The 21,724-nt window shown below is 68.1% G+C and carries 22 protein-coding genes and 1 tRNA gene; 7 read left to right on the top strand and 16 right to left on the bottom strand.

The window, feature by feature from the left end:
- Positions 1-22 precede the first annotated feature (22 nt).
- On the bottom strand, positions 23-796 hold the full coding sequence (locus IM708_RS06935; protein ID WP_209425609.1) for a DUF1194 domain-containing protein: 774 nt from the start codon (positions 794-796) through the stop codon (positions 23-25).
- Positions 780-1,202: a VOC family protein gene (locus IM708_RS06930; RefSeq protein WP_209425608.1), complete on the bottom strand. Its 423-nt coding sequence runs from the start codon at positions 1,200-1,202 to the stop codon at positions 780-782. The genes IM708_RS06935 and IM708_RS06930 overlap by 17 nt, the downstream gene beginning before the upstream one ends.
- A 69-nt stretch (positions 1,203-1,271) precedes the next feature.
- Between IM708_RS06930 and thyX the strand changes: the two genes are divergently transcribed.
- A complete protein-coding gene (gene thyX / locus IM708_RS06925; RefSeq protein WP_209425607.1) occupies positions 1,272-2,177 on the top strand; it encodes an FAD-dependent thymidylate synthase in 906 nt (301 codons plus the stop codon).
- Entirely contained in the window at positions 2,174-2,869 is a 696-nt protein-coding gene (locus IM708_RS06920) for a serine protease (protein ID WP_209425606.1), read from the top strand. Before thyX ends, IM708_RS06920 begins: the two co-directional genes overlap by 4 nt.
- A gap of 272 nt (positions 2,870-3,141) precedes the next feature.
- Here the strand turns inward: IM708_RS06920 and IM708_RS06915 are convergent, their stop codons facing one another.
- Complete coding sequence (locus IM708_RS06915) at positions 3,142-3,357, bottom strand: hypothetical protein (RefSeq protein WP_209425605.1); 216 nt, start codon at positions 3,355-3,357, stop codon at positions 3,142-3,144.
- Between the two features lie 622 nt (positions 3,358-3,979).
- Positions 3,980-4,054, bottom strand: a tRNA-Lys gene (locus IM708_RS06910).
- Between the two features lie 90 nt (positions 4,055-4,144).
- On the opposite strand from IM708_RS06910, the gene dapF reads away from it, so the two are divergent.
- Positions 4,145-4,969 (top strand): diaminopimelate epimerase, encoded by an 825-nt coding sequence (gene dapF / locus IM708_RS06905; RefSeq protein ID WP_209425604.1) that lies wholly within the window; start codon positions 4,145-4,147, stop codon positions 4,967-4,969.
- Positions 4,966-6,219 carry a tRNA (N(6)-L-threonylcarbamoyladenosine(37)-C(2))-methylthiotransferase MtaB gene (gene mtaB / locus IM708_RS06900; protein ID WP_209425603.1) on the top strand — a complete coding sequence of 418 codons (1,254 nt, stop codon included), beginning with the start codon at positions 4,966-4,968 and terminating at the stop codon, positions 6,217-6,219. The genes dapF and mtaB overlap by 4 nt, the downstream gene beginning before the upstream one ends.
- Positions 6,220-6,370: 151 nt before the next feature.
- On the opposite strand, the gene IM708_RS06895 is transcribed toward mtaB, so the two are convergent.
- From IM708_RS06895 to IM708_RS06885, 3 genes are read right to left on the bottom strand one after another with little or no spacing between them, the layout of a single operon-like run.
- Positions 6,371-7,756 carry a HAMP domain-containing sensor histidine kinase gene (locus IM708_RS06895; protein WP_209425602.1) on the bottom strand — a complete coding sequence of 462 codons (1,386 nt, stop codon included), beginning with the start codon at positions 7,754-7,756 and terminating at the stop codon, positions 6,371-6,373.
- Positions 7,757-7,777: 21 nt separating this feature from the next.
- Positions 7,778-9,196, bottom strand: a complete 1,419-nt coding sequence (locus IM708_RS06890; RefSeq protein ID WP_209425601.1) for an FAD-dependent oxidoreductase — start codon at positions 9,194-9,196, stop codon at positions 7,778-7,780.
- Between the two features lie 3 nt (positions 9,197-9,199).
- Positions 9,200-9,913, bottom strand: a complete 714-nt coding sequence (locus tag IM708_RS06885; RefSeq protein WP_209425600.1) for a TVP38/TMEM64 family protein — start codon at positions 9,911-9,913, stop codon at positions 9,200-9,202.
- 237 nt (positions 9,914-10,150) lie between these two features.
- Here IM708_RS06885 and rpmH point away from each other — a divergent pair, with 237 nt between their 5' ends.
- From rpmH to yidD, 3 genes are read left to right on the top strand one after another with little or no spacing between them, the layout of a single operon-like run.
- Positions 10,151-10,285: a 50S ribosomal protein L34 gene (gene rpmH / locus IM708_RS06880; RefSeq protein WP_209425599.1), complete on the top strand. Its 135-nt coding sequence runs from the start codon at positions 10,151-10,153 to the stop codon at positions 10,283-10,285.
- Between the two features lie 19 nt (positions 10,286-10,304).
- The gene (gene rnpA, locus IM708_RS06875; RefSeq protein WP_209425598.1) at positions 10,305-10,706 is read left to right on the top strand and encodes a ribonuclease P protein component; all 402 of its coding nucleotides are present in this window, start codon (positions 10,305-10,307) and stop codon (positions 10,704-10,706) included.
- The gene (gene yidD / locus IM708_RS06870; protein WP_209425597.1) at positions 10,703-10,963 is read left to right on the top strand and encodes a membrane protein insertion efficiency factor YidD; all 261 of its coding nucleotides are present in this window, start codon (positions 10,703-10,705) and stop codon (positions 10,961-10,963) included. Before rnpA ends, yidD begins: the two co-directional genes overlap by 4 nt.
- An 18-nt stretch (positions 10,964-10,981) precedes the next feature.
- Here yidD and rfbA read toward each other — a convergent pair whose 3' ends face one another.
- The 9 genes from rfbA to IM708_RS06825 all read right to left on the bottom strand — a co-directional run bounded on the left by rfbA (position 10,982) and on the right by IM708_RS06825 (position 21,676).
- Complete coding sequence (gene rfbA / locus IM708_RS06865; RefSeq protein WP_209425596.1) at positions 10,982-11,860, bottom strand: glucose-1-phosphate thymidylyltransferase RfbA; 879 nt, start codon at positions 11,858-11,860, stop codon at positions 10,982-10,984.
- On the bottom strand, positions 11,857-12,723 hold the full coding sequence (rfbD, locus tag IM708_RS06860) for a dTDP-4-dehydrorhamnose reductase (protein ID WP_209425595.1): 867 nt from the start codon (positions 12,721-12,723) through the stop codon (positions 11,857-11,859). The genes rfbA and rfbD overlap by 4 nt, the downstream gene beginning before the upstream one ends.
- Positions 12,724-12,757: 34 nt before the next feature.
- Positions 12,758-13,798, bottom strand: a complete 1,041-nt coding sequence (gene rfbB / locus IM708_RS06855; protein ID WP_209425594.1) for a dTDP-glucose 4,6-dehydratase — start codon at positions 13,796-13,798, stop codon at positions 12,758-12,760.
- The gene (gene rfbC / locus IM708_RS06850) at positions 13,795-14,358 is read right to left on the bottom strand and encodes a dTDP-4-dehydrorhamnose 3,5-epimerase (RefSeq protein WP_209425593.1); all 564 of its coding nucleotides are present in this window, start codon (positions 14,356-14,358) and stop codon (positions 13,795-13,797) included. Before rfbC ends, rfbB begins: the two co-directional genes overlap by 4 nt.
- The gene (locus IM708_RS06845; protein ID WP_209425592.1) at positions 14,355-15,374 is read right to left on the bottom strand and encodes an SDR family NAD(P)-dependent oxidoreductase; all 1,020 of its coding nucleotides are present in this window, start codon (positions 15,372-15,374) and stop codon (positions 14,355-14,357) included. Before IM708_RS06845 ends, rfbC begins: the two co-directional genes overlap by 4 nt.
- A complete protein-coding gene (locus tag IM708_RS06840; protein WP_209425591.1) occupies positions 15,371-16,675 on the bottom strand; it encodes a UDP-glucose/GDP-mannose dehydrogenase family protein in 1,305 nt (434 codons plus the stop codon). The genes IM708_RS06845 and IM708_RS06840 overlap by 4 nt, the downstream gene beginning before the upstream one ends.
- Positions 16,676-16,899: 224 nt before the next feature.
- Positions 16,900-18,081 carry an osmoprotectant NAGGN system M42 family peptidase gene (locus IM708_RS06835; protein ID WP_209425590.1) on the bottom strand — a complete coding sequence of 394 codons (1,182 nt, stop codon included), beginning with the start codon at positions 18,079-18,081 and terminating at the stop codon, positions 16,900-16,902.
- Positions 18,078-19,844, bottom strand: coding sequence for an N-acetylglutaminylglutamine synthetase (ngg, locus tag IM708_RS06830; RefSeq protein ID WP_209425589.1), 1,767 nt, complete (start codon positions 19,842-19,844; stop codon positions 18,078-18,080). The genes IM708_RS06835 and ngg overlap by 4 nt, the downstream gene beginning before the upstream one ends.
- 53 nt (positions 19,845-19,897) lie before the next feature.
- Complete coding sequence (locus IM708_RS06825; RefSeq protein WP_209425588.1) at positions 19,898-21,676, bottom strand: N-acetylglutaminylglutamine amidotransferase; 1,779 nt, start codon at positions 21,674-21,676, stop codon at positions 19,898-19,900.
- Between the last annotated feature and the right edge of the window lie 48 nt (positions 21,677-21,724).

Here is a 21,724-nt window from a genome sequence, read left to right as displayed (position 1 = left end):
CCTCGGCGGGGTCGCGGGCGCCTTAGCGACTTTCGCGCGCCGCCGCAATCGGCGCGTCCCGCCCCGGCCCCCGGTCGCCCAGCAGCGCCGGGCGCAACTCGCGCAGCAGCTTGCGGGTCATCGCGCGCTCGAAATCGCTGTAGGCGTCGGCCGATTCGACAAACGCCCCCGGCCCGTGCAGCACTTCCGCGGCGAACCAGCCCGACAGTCGCCCCCCCTCCTCGGCCAGCGTGCCGTGATCGACCGGCAGGTCGCCCGACACCGCCAGCGCGTTCACCGTCACCCCCTGGAACAGCGCCCCCCGCAGCGGCCCCGGCTCGGGCCCGTCGTTGCTGACCCCGTCGCCGGCCAGGTCCAGCGTCTGCGCGTCGCAATCCGGTGCCCGGTCCAGCAGCCCCCGCGCCGCCAGCATCGCCCCGCCGACGCCGGTGCGCCCGCTCCACGGCCCCAGCGGGTCGCCCCCCGGCCGCGCGAAGCCCGCGATCCGCCCCGCCGCCGCCGCCAGCGCGGCCTCGTCCACGATCAGCGTCCAGTCTAGTACCATCGCCTGCTCGCGCGCGCCGGCCCAGACGAAGGCGCTCAGCGCCACCGGCGCGCCGGTCAGGAACGCCGCCGCCACCTCGGGCGCGCGCATCGCCGCCGCCGTGCCGCGCATCATCAGCGCATATTCCCGCGAATCGACCGAGGCCGAGACATCCATCCCCAGCACCAGCGCCAGCCGGCACGCCGCCGCCGGCGCCCCGGCCCAGATCACCCCCAGCGCCAGCGCCAGGGTGCGCTCACCAGTGCCCGACATTCTCCATCGATTTCCAGGGCTCGGCCGGCGCCTTCGCCTCGCCCTTCTGCAACAACTCGATCGAGATGTTGTCGGGGCTGCGCACGAAGGCCATGCGCCCGTCGCGCGGCGGCCGGTTGATCGTAACGCCCGCGTCCATCAGCTCCTGGCATTTCGCGTAGATATCCTCGACCTCGTAGGCCAGATGCCCGAAATGCCGGCTGTCCGAGGGCAACCCCTCGTCCCCGTCCCAGTTATACGTCAGCTCCACCGGGCATTCCCGCTGCCCCGGCGGCGCCATGAAGATCAGCGAAAACCGCCCGCCGTCGTTGTCGTGGCGCCGCGTCTCCTCCAGCCCCAGCAGCCGGAAAAAATCCATCGTCGCCTCAAGGTCCTTCACCCGGACCATCGTGTGCAAGTATCGCATGTTGCGTCTCCCGTGTTATACATCGCAAGATAGCGTATCAACGCGCCCCTGCAACCGAAGGTTTCCTCCATGCCGCTCGACCCCCAGCACCAGGCCGAAATCGACGCCCAGCGGGCCAGCCCCCGCCCCACGCTCCGCGCCGTGTCCGAGGGGATGGAGGCCCGCCTCTACACCGCCCACCCGGTGCTGGACCACGGCTTCGTGCGCGTCATCGACTACATGGGCGACGACGCCGCCATCGTCCAGGCCGCCCGCGTCAGCTACGGCGCCGGCACCCGCCACGTCAGCAATGACGAGGGGCTGATCCGCTACCTCATGCGCCATTGGCACTCCACCCCGTTCGAGATGTGCGAGGTCAAGTTCCACGTCAAGCTGCCGGTCTTCGTCGCCCGCCAGTGGATCCGGCACCGCACCGCCAACGTCAACGAATACTCCGCCCGCTACTCGATCCTCGACCGCGAGTTCTACATCCCCGCGCCCGAACACCTCGCCGCGCAATCCACCGTCAACAACCAGGGCCGGGGCGAGGTGCTGCAGGGGGACGAGGCCGCCCGCGTCCTCGACATCCTGAAATCCGACGCCGCCCGCGCCTACGACAATTACGAGGGGATGCTGAGCCAGGACAACCAGCAGGGCCTCGCGCGCGAACTGGCCCGCATGAACCTGCCCGCCAACATCTACACCCAATGGTACTGGAAGACCGACCTGCACAACCTCTTCCACTTCCTGCGCCTGCGCGCCGACGCCCACGCCCAGTACGAGATCCGCGCCTACGCCGAACTCATGCTCGACATCACCGCCGACTGGGTGCCGCTGGCCACCGCCGCCTTCCGCGATTATCGTCTGGGCGGGGCGACGATCTCGGCCAAGGGGCTGGAGGCGCTGCGCCGGATGCTCAAGGGCGAGGAGGTCACGCAGGAAAGTTCCGGCATGAGCAAGCGGGAATGGGGGGAGTTGATGGGGGTGCTGGGGTGAGTGAACTAGCGGGCGCTCCGTCAGCCGAAGTGCTGCAACGGGCCATTCGGATCAGATCACTGCAAGAAGGAACCGGAACAATCATCGACTATGACTCGAAGCAGTATCTTGTCACCGCGGCACACCTAATTTCCGATCGCCCCGAAGCTGACTGCAAGATATTCCTGTCGGAGTCCTGGCAAGACTTCCCCTGTCGATTAATAGCAAGCAACCTCGATTATGACGTAGCAGTTCTCCGGATGCCAGTATTTTTCGATCGCCGGCATCTCCCCTTGGAATTGGATGACAAGAATATTATCCTTGGACAGACAATCTCTTTCTTGGGTTTCCCTTTTGGATACTACGGCTTCGCGCAAGGAGGCTGGGACGAGAAATTTCCACTACCATTTGTTAAGAAAGGTTGCATAGCAACGTTTCATACCCGGGGATTTCCTCATCGAATTGTGGTTGACGGGCTTAACAACCCCGGTTTTTCTGGTGGCCCTATCGTGTTTTCTCACTCCGGCAAACGGAAGGTCGCGGGAATTGTAGTGGGGATGCACGAGGAGGAACGGTTTCTTACATACGCTTTTAAGGAGGGGCATCCAGAGAAGTTGCTGTATGCGCAGAACTCTGGGTTGGTTTACGGTGCAGCTGCAAGCATCATTCTCAGATTAATAGATGAGAACTCCGGCGGATATTCTTTTCCCTAAAGACACAATGACTTCCTGTCTGTTATCCGCCCGGGCCGGAGGCCCGGGCAGCGCCCGACCCGCCCCCACGGGGCGGGCGCTTCTCGCCCACCCCTCGGGCCGGGCGCTGCCCTCCGTTCGGCATCCCCTCACCGGCGGCCGGGCCGCATCGCAACAGTGCGCCCCGCCGGCCTTGCGCGTCACAGCCCCCAGCCCTCCGCTTGCGCTCCGGGCGTTCGTCACTTCGAACCGTCCACTGGACGGTCCGATCCGGCCTGCGGCCGGACCGTTCTTCACCCATGAACCGCCTCGCGCAGGTCCTCGCGGCGCTGGACGGCGGCGCGAAGGCGGCGGGTCCGGTCGCGCGGGTCCTCCTCGGACCCGGGCGTGTGCCGGTCGGGGCCCAGCACCAGCGCCTCGACCAACCACAGAAGGGTCGAGGACGGCAGCTCGGCGGGGCCGCGGAAGGGGGTCGCGATGGTGGCCGCGTGATGGGTCTGGAGGGTCATGGCGGGCTCCTTTCTGGATCGGGTTCGCCGCTTCCTGCGACGCCCCGACCCTACGCCCCGCCCGACATTGCCCCGTAAGGCCGGCGTCAGCGCGGCGTCAAAGCCGCCAGAAGAATTGCCCCGAGCGTCGAGAGCCCGCACCCGGCACGCACCGCGCCGGCCCGCATCGCCATGGGGCACTGTCCGCCGGCGTGGCGCGGAACCGCCCCCGGCCCTGCACTGGCGCTCCGGGCATTCGTTCCTTCGGGCCGTCCACTGGACGGCTCGAACCGGCCTGCGGCCGCACCGGGCCTCACCCCTCGGCGCGCGCCTCGGGCGCCTCTCGCCGGACGGCGCCCTCCTGCGGCCCCGTCCGGGCAGCCCTCACCCTTCGCGGCGTCATTGCTCCACCGGCCCGACTGATCGGGCCTGCGGTCCGACCACGGCGCACCCCGGACGCCCCGGCCCTGACGGTCGCCCCATTTCCTTGCCGAAACCCTGCCGCAGCGTTCGTTACTGCCATACGCTTGCCATACGCTTGCCAGCCACTTGCCATACGCCTGCCAGCCCCCTCGCCAGCGCCCCAAACGCCAGCAAACCCCGGCCAACGACCGGACCAACCCCCTGATCCAAAACGATTATCTGGTGAGCCCGGGAGGATTCGAACCTCCGACCAATTGATTAAAAGTCAACTGCTCTACCACTGAGCTACGGGCCCCTCGCCCGCCCTTTAAGAACAACCTCCGCCCTGGTCAACCCCGAAATCGCCCTACTGGCGCCGCGCCTCCCGCTCCACTATATCCGGCGCATGACTCGACACGGCCTTTCCTTCCTCAAGATGCACGGCGCCGGAAACGACTTCGTGCTCGTCGACTCGCGCGGCGGCCCGGCTGTGACCACCGCGTCGTTGGCGCGCGCGCTCGGCGACCGGCATCGCGGCGTCGGCTTCGACCAGCTGGCCGAGTTGCGCGATGCCGAGGGCGGGGCGCTGAGGCTGGAGTTCTGGAACGCGGACGGCTCGCGCGCCGGGGCCTGCGGCAACGCCACCCGCTGCGCCGCGGCGCTGGTGATGGGCGAAACCGGCGCCGAGGAACTGGATATCCTCACCGCACGCGGTCGCCTGCGGGCAGAGCTTCGCGACCGCGCGATCTGGGTTAACATGGGCGAGCCGATCACCGACTGGCAGGCGATTCCGCTGGCCCGTGCCGCCGATCCCATGCACCTGCCCCTGCCCGGCGATCCGGTCGCGGTTGGCATGGGCAACCCGCATTGCGTCTTCTTCGTTGATGACGCCGATGCCGTCCCGGTGGCCGAACGTGGCCCGCAAGTGGAGCGCGACCCGCTTTTCCCCGAGGGCACGAATGTCGAGTTCGTCAGTCCCCTTGGTCCCGACCGCCTGCGGATGCGCGTCTGGGAGCGCGGGACGGGCATCACGCTCGCCTGTGGCTCGGGCGCCTGCGCGGTGGCGGTGGCGGCACGGGGGCGCGGTCTGACCGGACGGCAGGTGACGATCGCGGCGGATGGCGGCGATCTGCGCGTCGACTGGCGCGATGATGGTGTCTGGCTGACCGGGCCGGTGACGACTGTCTTCGAAGGCCGGCTCGATCCTGCGTTCCTGGCGGCGCTGTCATGAACGCGCCGGTCTTTGCCACGCTCGGCTGCCGGCTGAATGCCTACGAGACCGAGGCGATGAAAGCGCTGGCCGAGGCCGCGGGTCTGCGCGAGGCGGTGATCGTGAACACCTGCGCGGTCACCGCCGAGGCGGTGCGAAAGGCGCGGCAGGAGATCCGCCGGCTGCGCCGCGAGAACCCCGAGGCGCCGATCATCGTCACCGGCTGCGCGGCGCAGACCGAGCCCGAGACCTTCGCCGCCATGCCCGAGGTGACGCGCGTGATCGGCAACCATGCCAAGATGCAGCCGGAAACCTGGACGGCGCTGACCCCGGACCTGATCGGCCGGACCCAGCGTGTGTGGATCGACGACATCATGAGTGTCGAGGAAACGGCGGGGCATCTGATCGACGGCTTCGGCAGCCGGTCGCGCGCCTATGTTCAGGTGCAGAACGGCTGCGACCATCGCTGCACCTTCTGCATCATCCCCTACGGCCGGGGCAATTCGCGGTCAGTTCCCGCCGGCGTCGTGGTCGAGCAGATCAAGCGACTGGTTGGGCAGGGCTACAACGAGGTGGTGCTGACGGGCGTCGACTTGACCAGTTGGGGCGCGGACCTGCCGGCGTCGCCGCGGCTGGGCGACCTGGTGCGGCGCATCCTGAAGCTGGTGCCGGACCTGCCGCGTTTGCGCATCAGTTCCATCGATTCGATCGAGGCCGACCCGGCGCTGATGGAGGCCATCGCGACCGAGCCGCGGCTGATGCCGCACCTGCACCTGAGCCTGCAGGCAGGCGACGACCTGACGCTGAAACGGATGAAGCGCCGGCACCTGCGCGACGACGCGATCCGCTTCTGCGAGGAGGCGCGCCGCCTGCGCCCCGATATCGTCTTCGGCGCCGACATCATTGCGGGCTTTCCGACCGAGACCGAGGCGATGTTCGAGAATTCCTTGAAGCTGGTCGAGGACTGCGGGCTGACCTGGCTGCACGTCTTTCCCTTCAGCCCGCGCAAGGGCACGCCGGCGGCGCGGATGCCGCAGGTGGCGGGTCCCGCGATCCGGGAGCGCGCGGCGCGGCTGCGGGCAGCGGGTCAGGCGCGGGAGGCGGCGCATCTGGCCGCGCAGGTCGGGCGCCGCCATGCGGTGCTGATGGAAAGCCCGCTGATGGGCCGGACCGAGCATTTCGCCGAGGTCGATTTTGACCAGCCGCAGCCCGTCGGGCAAGTGGTCGGGGCGACGATCCGGGGAACCGACGGGGCGCGGCTTCGGGCGTGAGAGGTCCCCAGGCCCGTTTCCGGCAGGGTGTGCGCGCGCGCACAAAGCGGCAATATATTGTTTTTCTATATAAAAAGTCGTGATCTTAACCAAAACGAAAGTTTTGCGGCAGCCGTCGCGTCGACCGCTTTCGGGGTATTCCGCGCCGCGGCTACATCCGCTGCGGCAGCACGATCCGGAACTCGGTCCCGTTCTGATCGCTGCGCACCAGGTCCAGCTTGCCGCCGTGTCCGCGCACCAGTTCGGCCGCGATCACCAGCCCCAGCCCGGTTCCGCCCTTGCGCACCCCACCCTGAAAGGCCGCGAAGAGGTTGTCGCGCGCGCGCGCCGGCAGGCCGGGGCCGGTGTCGATCACGCGGATGCTGACCCCCTCGTCCTGGACTGTGGCGGCGACCTCCACCATGCCTGTGGCGCCGGTTGCCTCGATCGCCTGGCGGGCGTTGCGCACGAGGTTCGACAGCACGCGGAACAGTTGTTCGGGGTCGGCGCGCAGGGTCAGGGTCGCCGGGACATCCAGAAGAAACTCGGCCTTGGTATCTTCACCCGCGGCCATCGCCTCGGATTCGACCACCTCCTGCACCAGCGGACGCAGGGCGAACTGGGTCAGGCGGGGCGGCGGCTCCTCGGCCTTGCCGAAGGCCAGCGTGCTTTCGCAGAGGCTGACCGCGCGCGACAGCGCCCCGACCAGCTTGGGCGCGGCGCGCGTCACCGCCGGGTCCGAGGACGATTCGATCCGGTCGGCCACCAACGTCGCAGTGGCCAGGATGTTGCGCAGATCGTGGCTGATGCGCGCCACGGCGCCGCCAAGCTGCGCCAGGCGTTCCTTCTGCCGCAGCGCGCCGGTCAGATCGGTCTGCAGCTTCGCCAGCGTCTCTTCGGCCTCGCGCAACTCGCTGACGCTGGCCGAGGGGGTGATGATGCGCCGGGCATCCTCGGGCGCCTGGGCATAGTCGGACATCGAGGCGATAACCCGTCGGATCGGCCCCACGATCAGCCGCTGAACGGCCAGAAACAGCAGCGCCGCCGTGGACAGCGAAATGACCAGCGAAAGGTAGAGGATGCGCAGCGCGTATTCGAGCAGTTCGCGGCGCAGCGGCGCGGTGTCCATCGTCACCTCGATCAGCAATCCGGCTTCGCGCACGGGCTCGCCGATGACGCGGATCACGCGGTTCTCGGGGCGGATCATCACCTCGAGCGCGTCGCGCATCAGGTCGATGGCGGAAGGGTCGCGCAGATCATAGGTCGCCGCGATCGGTCCGGGAACCGGCGAGGACAGCGCCAACTCGCGCAGCGCATCGCGCCGCAGGACGACGTTGTAGACGCCGGCGTTTTCCAGAAGTTCCGCCTCCAGCCGTTCGCTGATCGCCCCGTCCGAGGCTAGTTGCGCGAGCGAGGCGATCTGCGCGCGCTCCAGCCTTGAGAGCATGAAATCCTCGCGGAAGCGGGCGACGGAGGGCAGGAAGATGAAAACCTCGGCCAGCATGACGAAGATGATCGTCAGCATCAAGAACCGGCCTGAAAGCGTACGAAAGAACATGCCCAACCCTGACCCGCGCCGTCAGGGGAGCACCTTCTGCACCCCCCGGACGAAACGCTTGACCCAAGGATTATCAAACAGCCTGGGGGAAAAATAGGCTCCTGCCGCGCGTTTCGACAGTTCCGACATCGTCGGATAGGGCAGCACGGTGCCGGCCAGCGCGCTGAGCTTCATCCGGTTGGCCAGCGCCATCGCCCAGGGCGCCAGCATTTCGCCCGCCGCGGGGCCGGCGATGGTGACGCCGACGGGCCGGCCGCGCACCACCATCAGCTTCAGAAGGCCCGTATCGTGCCCCTCGGCCAGGGCGCGGTCATTGGCGTCGAAGCCCAGGCGGATCACCTCCAGCGCGGTGCCGTGGGTTTCCTGCGCCTCGCTTTCGGTCAGGCCGATCTGCGCCAGTTCGGGGTCGGTATAGGTGACGCGCGGGATGTGGTCGGCGCGCGCCTTGGCCGGCAGGCCGAACAGGACCGAGCGGATGACGACGCCCGCATGATAGCCGGCCAGATGCGTGAACTGCCCCTGCCCCGCGACATCGCCGATGGCATGGGCGCGGCGGTTGGTGGTGCGCAGCCTTGCGTCGACGGTGATGCCCCTGGCCGAATGCTCGATGCCCGCGGCCGGCAGGTTCAGCCGGCCGATGTTGGGCTTGCGGCCGACGGCGACCAGCAGTTCGGTGCCGGGAAAGACCGTGCCGCCCTTCACCTCGACCTCGATCGCGCCAGCGCGGCCGCGCACGCGCTCCACCGCGGCATTTTCGACGATCTGCACGCCTTCATCGCGCAGCGTCTTCAGCACCAGCGCGGCGGCGTCGGGATCCTCGCGGCCCATTGCTTTCGCGGCTTCGATGACGGTCACCTCGGCGCCCAGCCGGCGATGCGCCTGCGCCATCTCCAGGCCGATCGGGCCGCCGCCGATGATCAGCAGGTGCCGCGGGCATTCACGCTGCTCGAAGATCGTCTCGTTGGTCAGGTAGGGCACGCTGTCCAGCCCCTCGATCGGCGGGACGAGGGGCGAGGAGCCGGTGGCGATGACGAAACGCCGTGCGCGGATGCGGTGCGCGCCGGTCTCGACGGCGTCGGGGCTGACGAAGCGCGCCCAGTCGCGGATCACCCGCACGCCGAGGCCGGTGAAGCGCTCCTCGCTGTCGTGCGGCTCGATGGCGGCGATGGTCGCGGCAACATGGTCCATGGCGGCGGAGAAATCCACCTCGGGCGCGACGGACGCAACGCCGAGCCTTGCGCCGCGGCGCCGGGACTGCGCCGCCTTGCCGGCCGACAACAGCGCCTTCGACGGCACGCAGCCGTAGTTCAGGCAGTCGCCCCCCATCTTGTGGCCTTCGATCAGAATGACGCGCGCGCCCATCTGCGCCGCGCCGGACGCCACGCTCAACCCGCCCGAGCCTGCGCCGATCACGCAGACATCCGTTGACAGTTCTTCCATCGATCAGACCTTTGCAAAGGGGCGCAGGATCACCGGCAGAAGCGCCAGCGCCGCCAGGCCCAAGAGCGGGCCGAGGATATGCGGCTCGAAGATGATGCCGAGGTTCGGGGTTTCGCCGCGGGCGAAGACCTCGCCCAGCCCGGCGCCGACCCAGGTGTAGACCAGGCCGCCGGGCAGAATGCCGACGAAGGTCGTCCAGGCAAAGCGCACGGTCGCCACGCCGATGAAGGCCGGCAGCAGGTTGGCGATGAAGAAAGGCAGCACCGGCACGAGGCGCATGCCGATCAGGACCGGCACCTCGTTGCGGCGAATCCCGTCCGAGATGCGCTTGACCGCGCCGTCACGGGCATCGATGCGCGCCCGCAGCCCGTCGCCCAGCCCGGATCGCACCGCCAGAAAGATCAGGACCGCACCCACGGTCGCAGCACCCACATTGAACAGCCCCCCCGGGAAAAGCCCGAAAAGGAAGCCGCCGGTCAGCGTTGCGACGGTCGCGCCGGGCAGCGACAGTGCCACGATCCCGACATAGGTGAGCACGAATACCAGCGCGGCCCAGAGGTAATGGGAATCGCGGAACGCCAGCAGCGCCTCACGGTTGGCGCGCAGGGCCTCGAAGCTGAGATGGTCGCGCAGCAGCACGGCCCCGGTCACGGCGGCCAGCACCACGATCAGCAGCGGCACCTGGCGGCGAAGCCGGCTCTTGGCGGAAACTTGCATCGAGTGCCTCTCTACTCATCGGGCGGTATGCGCTATATCCGTCGCAGATGACCATGGGTCACGAAAAAAGCCACGACAGTCACGCCAATGTTCCAGGCTGAAATGTTCCGCACCGGCCGGCTTGCGCGTTGACTTGACCGGAAACCTTGGATATCAGCCGGCTCTCAGGATTTCCGGTCGATGACCGTTGCCGTGCGCGGCGGCCCGCTATGACCGAACAGAACGAGGACTACGGCGATGAAACGCACCTTCCAGCCCAGCAATCGGGTCCGCAAGTCGCGGCACGGTTTCCGCGCCCGCATGGCCACCAAGGCCGGGCGCAAGATCATCAACTCGCGCCGCGCCCAGGGCCGCAAGAAGCTGTCGGCCTGATCGGACCGGCAGGTTTGCGATGACCCCGGCGCAGGACGAGAGGTCGGCGCCGGTCGCGACCAGCGTGCCCCAGACGCTGTTGCGCCGCGCCGAGTTTCTGGCCACCGCCCGCGCCCGCCGTCAGCCCACGGCGGGCTTTCTGCTGCAGGCCCGCCGGCGCGAACCGGACGAGGCGGGCACAGGCATCCGTGTCGGCTTCACCGCGTCCAAGAAGACTGGAAACGCCGTGACTCGCAACCGTGCCAAGCGCCGGCTCAGGGCGATCGCGCGGGCGGTACTGCCGCGGCTGGGGCATCCCGGCTGGGATTACGTGCTTGTCGCCCGGCCCGGGGCGACGGTGTCGCGCGACTTCACGGCGCTGCTGGGTGATCTGGAGCGTGCGCTGGCATCGATCCACGCGCCCCGTCCGCCCCGGTCATGACCCCGCTTGCCCATCTGCTGTCCCTGCCGGTGCGCGGCTACCGACTGATCTTCAGCCCGTGGGTCGGCCACGGCTGCCGGTTCCAGCCCACCTGCTCGGCCTACGCGCTGGAGGCGCTGGAGCGGCATGGCGGCGTGAAGGGGGGCTACCTGACCGTTCATCGTCTCTGCCGCTGCCATCCCTGGGGTGGGCACGGCTATGACCCCGTGCCGGGCGCCGATCCCCTGCACGACGCCGGTATTGAACGCAGGGAGTGATCTGCGCCGCGCGTTTCGTCAGACCTCGCGCAGCAGGTCGGTCAGATAGCGGCCATAGCGGCTTTTGCCGTAGGTCGCCGCGTGGGCGCGCAACCGCGCGGCGTCGATCCAGCCGGCGGTATAGGCAATCTCCTCGGGGCAGCCGACCTGCGTGCCCTGCCGGTCCTGCAAGGTGCGCACGAAGTTGCCGGCGTCCAGGAGGCTGCCGTGCGTCCCGGTGTCGAGCCAGGCATAGCCGCGGCCCATGCGCTCGACGGTCAGTGCCCCGTCCGCCAGGTAGCTTTCCAGGACCGAGACGATCTCGAGTTCGCCCCGCGCCGAGGGCTGGACGTCGCGTGCCCGATCCGGCGCTGTCCCGTCAAGGAAGTAGAGGCCGGTGACCGCGTAGTTCGATGCCGGATTCTCGGGCTTCTCGACGATGGATCGCACCTGCCCGGACTTGTCGAACGCGACGACGCCGTACCGCTCGGGGTCGGCGACGCGGTAGCCGAAGACCGTGCCGCCGGCGGGCCGCGCGTCGGCGGCGGCCATCAGTTCCGGCAGGCCGTGGCCGAAGAAGATGTTGTCGCCCAGCACCATTGCCGAGGGCGCGCCCGCCAGAAAGTCGTTCGCGAGCAGATAGGCCTGCGCCAGCCCTTCAGGCTTCGGCTGGACGATCCAGGTGAAGGCAAGGCCCCACTGGCTGCCATCGCCCAGGATGCGCTGGAACTGGACCTGATCCTCGGGCGTGGTGATGATCGCGATCTCGCGGATGCCGGCCAGCATCAGCGCCGACAGCGGGTAGTAGACCATCGGCTTGTCGTAGACCGGCAGAAGCTGCTTCGAGACGCCCAGCGTGATCGGCCAGAGGCGAGATCCCGTTCCGCCGGCAAGGATGATGCCTTTCCGCCTGGTCATGACCTGCTTCCCTTCAATTCCTTCACGACCGCCGTCAGGCCCGCGCGCCAGTCGGGCGGGTCGATCCCGAAGGCGGTTTTCAGCGTGGTCCCGTCCAGCCGCGAATTCAGCGGACGCCGGGCCGGGGTCGGATAGTCGCGGGTCGGAATATCGGTGATCCGGCAGGAGAGGCCCGCCGCGGCCATGATCGCGCGGGCGAAATCCGCCCAGCTGACCGGCGGCGCGCCGGCAAGGTGATAGGTGCCCGACAGCGCCGGATCGGTGCGCAGCGCCGCCGCGACCGTCAGGCATGCGCGCGCGATGTCGGCGGCGGGTGTCGGGCCACCGACCTGGTCCGCGACAACGCGCAATTCCGCGCGCTCGGCGCCCAGCCGCAGCATGGTCTTCACGAAATTCGACCCATGCGCCGAAAACACCCAACTGGTGCGCAGGATCGCGTGCGGCCCGGCCGCGGTGCGCACCCCGTCCTCGCCCGCCAGTTTCGAGCGCCCGTAGGCGCCCAGCGGGCCGGTCGGGTCGGCGGGGTGGCGCGACTGGCGGCCGGAGCCGTCGAAGACGTAATCGGTCGAGATCTGCACGAAGGGTAGCCCGCGCATCGCGGCCTCGCGCGCCATCGCCGCCGGGGCGGCGCCGTTGATGTTGGTGGCCAGAACCTCTTCTTCCTCGGCGCGGTCGACGGCGGTGTAGGCGGCGGCGTTGATCACTGCGTGCGCATCCGTCACGGAAACGACCGCAGCGCAGGCCATCGGGTCCGAGAGGTCCGCGCGGCCGCGGCCGAGGAAATCGGCCTGCCATCCGGACGGCAGCGCGCGTGCCAGTTCGCGCGCGACCTGGCCGGTCTGCCCGAAGATCAGCAGGCGCATGGCAGGCTCCCTCGTTCAGTTGCGCTGGTGCCGGTCATGCCCGTGTCCCCAGCCGTTGCCCCACCCCCTGGCGCGCCATCAGCGGGCGCCACCAGTCGGCGTTCGCCAGATACCAGTCGACGGTGCGCGCCAACCCCTCGTCCAGCGTGACGGACGGTCGCCAACCCAGTTCGGCGCGGATGCGCGCGGCGTCGATGGCATAGCGCAGGTCGTGGCCCGGCCGGTCCTCGACAAATCTGATCAGCCGGTTGTGCGGCGCGCCCGCGGGCTTGCGGGTATCGAGAAGCGCGCAGATCCGCTGCACCAGATCGATGTTCGTGGCCTCGTTCTCGCCGCCGATGTTGTAGCTGCGTCCGGGCTCTCCGCGTGCCAGCACGGTCAGCAGGGCGTCGGCGTGATCCTCGACATACAGCCAGTCGCGCACGTTCTGCCCCTGTCCGTAAACCGGGATCGGCCGCCCGTGCAGCGCGTTCAGGATCACCACGGGGATCAGCTTTTCGGGGAAGTGGTAGGGGCCGTAGTTGTTGGAGCAATTCGACAGCACCACGGGCAGGCCATAGGTGTGGTGCCAGGCCCGCACCAGATGATCGGATGCGGCCTTGGAGGCCGAATACGGCGAGCGCGGGTCGTAGGGGGTTTCCTCGGTGAACTGGCCGTCCTCGCCGAGGCTGCCGAACACCTCGTCAGTCGAGATGTGATGAAAGCGAAAATCATCGGGCCTGCCCGCGGCCTGCCAATGGGCGCGCGCGGCCTCCAGCAGATTAAAGGTGCCGGCGATGTTGGTTTCGATGAAATCGGCCGGCCCGTCGATCGACCGGTCGACATGCGATTCCGCGGCCAGGTGCATGACCGCATCGGGCCTGTGCGCGGCGAATATGCGATCCAGCGCCGCACGGTCGCGGATATCGGCATGCTCGAACGCGTAAAGGGGCGACGCGGCCACGCTGGCGACGTTGTCGAGGCAGGCAGCATAGGTCAGCGCGTCGATGTTGACGACATGGTGGCCGCGCGCCACTGCCAGCCGCACCACCGCCGAGCCAATGAAGCCCGCGCCCCCCGTGACCAGGATCTTCATGCGCTTTCCTTGAAGTCGAACGGCGAGTCGAAAGCGTCGAAGGGCACCGCGGCCGCGTCCTTCTTGGACAGGAGCGGATCGCCGGACAGGCCCCAGTCGATGCCGACCGAATCCCAGCGCACCGCGCCATCAGCCTCGGCGTTGTAGTAGCCGGTGCATTTGTAGACGATCTCGGTCTCCGGTTCGCGGGTGACGAAGCCGTGCAGGAACCCGGCGGGCACCCAGAGTTGGCGGCCGTTCTCGAAGCTGAGTTCGGTTCCGAACCACTGCCCGTAGCTGGGCGAGCCGCGCCGCGCATCGACCGCGACGTCGAAGAGCCGCCCGCGCCCGCAGCGCACCAGCTTGCCCTGCGCATGCGGCGGCGACTGGAAGTGCAGCCCGCGCAGCGTCCCCGCCTGCCGTGAAAGCGAATGGTTCTCCTGAACGAACTCGGGCAGGTGCAGCCCGGCCTCTTCCAGCGTGCGGCGGTTCCAGCTTTCGCTGAAGAAGCCGCGCGCGTCCCCGATCCGGCGCGGCGTCAGGATCAGGACGCCCGGAAGCGGTGTCTGCTCGATCTTCACAGCGCGCCCTTTCGATACTCGAGATACCAGTCGACGAAGCGACGCACGCCCTCGGCGACCGAGGTCTGTGGCGCGTAGCCGGTCAACGCGCGCAGGAGCCCCGCGTCGGCCCAGGTGGCGGGGACGTCGCCCAGCTGCATCGGCATCAGGTTTCGCTGCGCCTTCTGACCCAGCGCGTCCTCCAGCGCGTCGATGAAATCGGTCAGTTTCACGCTGTCGGAATTGCCGATGTTCACGATACGGAAGGGCGCGGCGGGGCTGAGGCTATCGCCCGGCACCGGCGTCCCGCGCGCCGCCGCCACGGGCGGAACCGCGTCGATCAATCCCCGGATGCCGCGCACCAGATCGTCGATATAGGTGAAGTCGCGCCACATCTCGCCATGGTTGTAGACGTCGATGGGCCGGCCGTCGAGTATCGCGCGGGCGAAGCTGAAATAGGCCATGTCGGGCCGCCCCCAGGGGCCATAGACGGTGAAGAAGCGAAACATCGTCACCGGCAGGGTGTGCAGATGCGCGTAGGCGTGCCCCATCGCCTCGGTCGCCTTCTTGGTGGCGGCGTAGATGGTCAGCGGCGTATCGGCCTTGTGCCCTTCATGAAACGGCATCTCGGTATTGGCGCCGTAGACCGAACTGGTCGAGGCGATGAGCAGGTGATCGACCTTCTGCGCCAGCGCCGCGTCCATCACGTTGAAGGTGCCCACGACATTCGCGTCGATATAGGCGCGCGGGTTCTCCAGGCTGTAGCGCACTCCCGCTTGCGCGGCGAGGTGGACGACCACGTCGGGCGCGAAATCACGCATCGCCTGGCGCAGCGCCGCGTCGTCCTCGAGCATCGCCTCGGTCGCGGTGAACCGGTCGTGCTGGCGCAGGCGGGCGTGGCGTTTCCGCTTCAGGGTGACATCGTAGTAGTCGGTCATCCCGTCGAAGCCGTGGACAGCCCAACCCTCCTGCAGCAGGAGTTCGGCCAGGTGAAACCCGATGAACCCGGCGGTGCCGGTGATGAAGGCGCGCCTCATCGGCCGACCGACTCGTAGGTCACGAAGCCCGCGTCCAGCGCATCGCCAGGCTCGTAGATGTTGCGCAGATCGGCCATGCGGGGCGTCTTCATCCCCGCCGCAAGCCGCTTCAGGTCCAGCGCGCGAAACTCGTTCCACTCGGTCAGGATGACCAGCGCGTCGGCCTCGGCGGCCGCGACGTAGGGGTCGTCGCACCAAGTGGCGCCGGGCAGCAGCGCCTCGCCCTCGCGCCGGCCTTGCGGATCGACGATGCGGACCTTCGCGCCGCGGCCGACCAGCGCCGGCACGATCGTCAGGCTGGGCGCATCGCGCATGTCGTCGGTATTCGGTTTGAACGTGACGCCGAGGACCGCGATCACCTTGCCGTTGACCGACCCGTCGCAGAGGTCCATCAGCTTCTCGATCATCCGCTGCTTGATCTGGTCGTTGACCGAGATCACGGTTTCGACGATGCGCATGGGCAACCCGTGCTCCTGCCCGATCCGCGCCAAGGCCGAGGTGTCCTTGGGAAAGCACGACCCGCCATAACCGGGACCGGCGTGCAGGAACTTGTTGCCGATCCGCCCGTCCAGCCCCATGCCGCGCGCCACCGCCTTCACATCGGCGCCCGTGCGTTCGCAAAGCGCCGCGATCTCGTTGATGAAGCTGATCTTGGTCGCGAGGAACGCGTTGGCCGCATACTTGATCATCTCCGCGCTTTCCAGCGTGGTGAAGACGATCGGGAAGTCGCGCAGAAAAAGCGGGCGGTAGATCTCGCCCATCACCTCGCGCGCGTTGCCGTTCTCGATGCCGACGACGACCCGGTCGGGGCGCATGAAGTCGTCGATGGCGGCCCCCTCGCGCAGGAACTCGGGGTTCGAGGCGACGTCGAACTCGGCCTCCGGCCGGGTGGCGCGGATCACCTCGGCCACCTTGCGGTTGGTGCCGACCGGAACGGTGGACTTGGTAACGACCACGGCATAGCCGGTGAGTGCCCTGGCGATCTCCTCGGCGGCGGCCATCACATAGGTCAGGTCGGCATGGCCGTCGCCGCGCCGGGTGGGCGTGCCCACGGCGATGAAGACCGCCGCCGCGCCATCGACCGCGGCGGCCAGGTCGGTGGTGAAGCTCAGCCGCCCGGCGGCGACGTTGCGCGCCATGACGTCCTCGAGGCCGGGCTCGTAGATCGGCACCTCGCCGCGTTCCAGGCGGGCGATCTTCTCCGGCGCCTTGTCGACGCAGACGACCTGATGGCCGAAATCGGAAAAACAAACTCCGGAAACAAGGCCCACATAGCCCGTGCCGATCATCGCAATCTTCATCGAATGGTCTTCCGTTCGTAATGTCCGCCGCTCTGCGGCGCAGACTGACTGAATGAATCAGGCCATTTTCAGGCGCATTTCCGCCCGCAGCGGGCGGATGCGCGGCAAACGGCGCAGCGTGCGCGATGTTCATGCCGAAGCGGGCGGGCGGATTCAAGCCGCTTGCGGCCGTGCTGCGGACAAGCCGGCGAAATTGCGGTGGAACGCTGATTGGCCGGCACGGCTCAGTCGACCGGAGGGGGATCCTTCAGATCGCCGACTGGCGCGGGCTTGCTGGGCTGGCGCGTGAAGCCCGACAGGCCGCTGACGGTCAGACGGTCGCGCGTGATCTCGACCTCGCTCAGGCTGTAGGCGGTCAGCAGCTCGGCCAGCGAGCGCAGGGCGTGCATGTGGATCCGCTCGTACCCGTGGCTTGCGTCGACCCCGAAGGTGACAAGACCGGTGCGCACATCCGCCCCCGCCTCGATCGCCGAGGCGCTGTCGGACCGGTAGTGGCGGAACAGATCCTTCTGCATGCGGATGTCATGCTTCCGGCAGAGTGCAGCCAGCTTGCGCGTCAGGTGAAAATCGAAAGGTCCGGTCTGATCGCCCATCGCCAGCGTCACGCCGAATTCGGACGAGTTCTGCCCCGGCGCGGTGGTGCCGTTGTCGACCGCGACGAGCGAAGCGATGTCGGGCAGCAGGATCGAGGCGGCGCCGTGGCCCACCTCCTCGGCGATGGTGAACAGGAAAAAGACATCGACCGGCAGTCGCTGGCCCCTTTCCGAAAGCGACTTCAGGGCCGCCATCATCACCGCCACGCCGGCCTTGTTGTCCAGGTGCCGCGAGACGATGAAGCCCGAATCCAGGAATTCCGGCTGCGGGTCCACCGCGACCATGTCGCCGACCTCGATCCCCAGGCGGTGCAGATCGTCGATCCTGAAGGCGCGCGCATCGATCCTGAGTTCGACATGATCCCAGCCGACGGGCTGGGTGTCGATCTCGTCGTTGTAGGTGTGGCCCGAGGCCTTGAGCGGCAGGATCGTGCCCCGGTACGCGCCCTTGTCGGTGAAGAGCGTCACCCGCGCCCCCTCGGCGAAGCGCGCCGACCAGGTGCCGACCGGCGCCAGCGTGACGCGGCCGTTGGGCTTGAGCGCGCGCACCTGCGCCCCCAGCGTGTCCAGGTGGCTGACGATGGCGCGGGCGCCGCCGTGTTCGTGCCCGGGCAGGCGCGCGCGTATCGCGCCGCGCCGGGTCAGGTCGTACTCCACCCCCAACGCGTCCAGTTCGCCGCACAGATGCCGCACGATGGTATCGGTGTAGCCCGTCGGGCTGGGAATATCGAGCAGGCGCGCCAGGCAGGCGCGCAGGAAATCCACGTCGATGTCGAGCCGTCCAAGATCGGCATCGGGGGTCGTGTCGTTCATTCGCGGCGTCTCCGTTGTGCTTCGCGCACCGCTTGCGGGATCGACAGCGGGAACATCAGGTCGACATACCGCTCGGCGGTGGGCTGGGGTTCATGGTTGGCAAGCCCCGGGCGTTCGTTCGCCTCGATGAAGATGTAGTCGGGCTCGCGCGCGGACTTGACCATCAGATCGATCCCGGTGACCGGGATCTCGATGGCGCGGGCGACGGCGATTGCCGCCTGGATCAGTTTCGGATGCGTCTCGTCGGTGACGTCATGGATCGTGCCGCCGGTGTGCAGGTTCGCGGTCTTGCGCACGTTGATTTCGACGCCCTGGTCGGGCACGTCGTCCAACCCGTAGCCTGCGCCGGCCAAGCACCGTTCGGTCTCGGCATCGAGGGGGATCGAGCTTTCACCCTGGGTCGCGGCCTCGCGCCTGCGGCTTTGCACCTCGATCAACTCGCGCACGGTGGCGCGCCCGTCGCCGACGATGCGGGCGGGCCGGCGAATGGCGGCCGCGACGACGCGATAGTCGATGACGATCAGCCGCAGATCATCGCCCTGGTAGCATTCCTCGACGATCACATCGTGGCAGTGCTGCCGCGCCACCTCGACCGCGGCCTCGATCTCCTCGGTCGTGGTCAGGTCCACGGCGACGCCGCGCCCCTGCTCGCCCCGCGCCGGCTTCACCACCACCGACTTGTGCCGCTTCAGGAACTCCGCGCGCTGCTCGGCGTCGTCCACCGCCAACTGCTCGGGCACACGCACCCCGGCGCCTTCGACAATGCGCCGGGTCGCGCGCTTGTCATCGCAGATCGACATTGCGACGGCCGAGGTCAGTTCGCAAAGCGCCTCGCGGCAGCGGATGGACCGGCCGCCATGCGTCAGCCGGAAGAAGCCGCCCTCGGCGTCGATCACCTCGACATGGATGCCGCGCCGCCGCGCCTCGTCCACGACGATCTGCGCGTAGGGATTCAGCCCCTCGTCCGGGGCACTGCCGGCATAGAGCCTTTCGTTGATGACGTTGCGCCGCTTGACGGCGAAGACCTGCACCCGGCGGAACCCCAGCTTTTCGTAAAGCGCGATGGCCTGTTCGTTGTCGTGCAGCACCGACAGGTCCATGAAGGACGCCCCGCGGGTCTTGAAATGCTCGGCCAGCTTGCGCACCAGCGATTCGCCAAGACCCGCATGGGGCGCCTGCGCCGATACCGCCAGACACCAGAGCGATGTGCCCCCTTCGGTATCGCCGAAGGCGCGCGTGTGATCGATCCCCATGACCGATCCCTGGATCTCGCCGGTCTCGTCGTCCTCGGCCACGAGGACCGTCAGCGTCCGGTCGTCCCGCCGCGACCAGAAGAACTCGGGCGGCACCCGCACCATGCCCCGCTGGGCGTAGATCGCGTTGACGGCCTCGGCATCGCCGCGCGTCGTCAGCCGCCGGATATGGAACCCCTGCCGCCGCCGCGACGCCACCCGATAGGTCGACAGGTCCAGCCGATAGGTGTGCGACGGGTCCAGAAACAACTCCTGCGGACCCATCGCCAGCAGCACATGCGGGTCGCGCACGTAAAAGGCGATATCGCGCCGGTCCGGGCCTTCGGCACGCAGCACCTCGGCCAGCTTCTCGGCGCTGTCGAACGTATGGCCGAAGATCAACCGCCCCCAGCCGCAATCGACCACGGCGTCGGCATCGACCCCGCGCGGTTTATGGTCGGGGGCGCTGTGCAGGCGCTTCAGCCGGTGCGCCTGCGACCGGTGACGCTTCGGGTTGTCGGTCTCGCCCATGATCGGCCCTCCGTATCGGCCTTGCCTTCCGGCCAGCGGTCTCCGTGCCAGGCTCAGATACCCTGTTGCTGCAGCCACAGCTCCAGCAGCGCGACCTGCCACAGTTCCGACCCCCGCAGCTTGGTCACATGCGCCGGCGGGTCAGCGAAGAGCGCATCCAAATAGTCCTTGCGGAACAACCCGCGGTCGCGCGCCGCCTGGCTGGTCAGCGCGTCGCGGCACATGTCCAGATAGGGGCCATCGACGTATTTCAGCGCCGGCACCGGGAAATAGCCCTTGGGCCGGTCGATGACCTCGACCGGGATGACCTTGCGCGCGGCCTCCTTCAGGACGCCCTTGCCGCCATGCGCCAGCTTGTGGCGCGCGGGGATGCGACCGGCCAGTTCGACCAGTTCGTGGTCCAGAAACGGCACCCGCGCCTCCAGCCCCCAGGCCATGGTCATGTTGTCCACGCGCTTGACCGGGTCGTCGACCAGCATGACGTTGGTATCCAGCCGCAGCGCCTTGTCCACCGGGTCGTCGGCGCCGGGGCGGGCGAAATGCTCCTCGACATACTCGCGCGAGGCGTCGCGGTCGGCGAGCCATTCGGGCGCGAGATGCGTGGCCAGCCGCCCGTGATCGCGGTCGAAGAAGGCGTCGGCATAGGCCTCGGCCGGGTCATTCGCGTCGGCCATCGGCGGATACCAGTGATAGCCGCCGAAGACCTCGTCGGCGCCCTGCCCCGACTGCACCACCTTGATCGTTTTCGAGACCTCGCGCGACAGCAGGTAGAAGCCGATGTTGTCGTAGCTGACCATCGGTTCGGACTGCGCGGCGATCGCGTTGGGCAGGTTCTCCCGCATCTCCTCTGACGGGATGAAGATCTTGTGGTGCTTCGTGCCGTAGTGCCTGGCGATCAGGTCGGAATACTGGAACTCGTCACCCTTTTCGCCATGCGCCTCCTCGAAGCCGATGGAATAGGTGGCAAGCCCCTCCTGCCCTTCCTCGGCCAGCAGCCCAACGATAAGCGAGGAATCGACGCCGCCCGATAGCAGCACCCCCACCGGCACGTCCGCCACCATCCGGCGGCGGACGGCGGTGCGCAGGGACTCCAGCACCAGTTCGTTCCATTCCTCGGCCGGGCGTTCGGCATCTTCGGCGCTGCGCTCGAAGCTCGGCTCCCAGTAAACGCTGTCTGTGATCGCCCCGTCGGCCTCGATCACGCGGATCGTCGCCGGCGGAAGCTTGCGTACGCCCGAAAGGATCGTCCGCGGCGACGGCACGACCGCATGCCAGGACATGTAGTGATGCAGCGCCACGCGGTCGATCTCGGTATCCACATCGCCGGCCGCCAGCAGCGCCGGCAGGGTCGAGGCGAAGCGCAGCCAGTCCTTGCCCCTGGCGTAATAGAGCGGCTTGATCCCGAAGCGGTCGCGCACCAGCGCCACACGGCCCGAGTCGCGGTCAAAGATCGCAAAGGCGAACATGCCCAGAAACCGTTTCGGCGCCTCGGTTCCCCATTCGCGCCACGCCTTCACGATCACCTCGGTATCCCCGGTCGAGGCGAAGACATGGCCCTTCGCCTCCAGTTCCTTGCGCAGCTCGGGGTAGTTGTAGATGCAGCCGTTGAACGCGATGGTCAGGCCCAGATGGGTGTCGACGAAAGGCTGGGCGGCGGCCTCGGACAGGTCGATGATCTTCAGCCGCCGATGCCCGAATGCAACGCGCCCGCGCATGACGACCCCCGCACCGTCCGGCCCGCGCGGCGCCATGCAGTCGGCCATCCGCTCGATCGCCGCTGTCGAGGCCATTGCGCCGTGTCCAAATCGGATCTCTCCACAAATGCCGCACATGCCGGTGCAATCCTTCCTGTCGCCTGCTTCCGAAATGTCTAAAGACCT

This window comes from Pararhodobacter sp. SW119, from assembly GCF_017811755.1.
Classification (GTDB): domain Bacteria; phylum Pseudomonadota; class Alphaproteobacteria; order Rhodobacterales; family Rhodobacteraceae; genus Pararhodobacter.
This window is presented reverse-complemented; position numbering and strand designations above follow the sequence as displayed.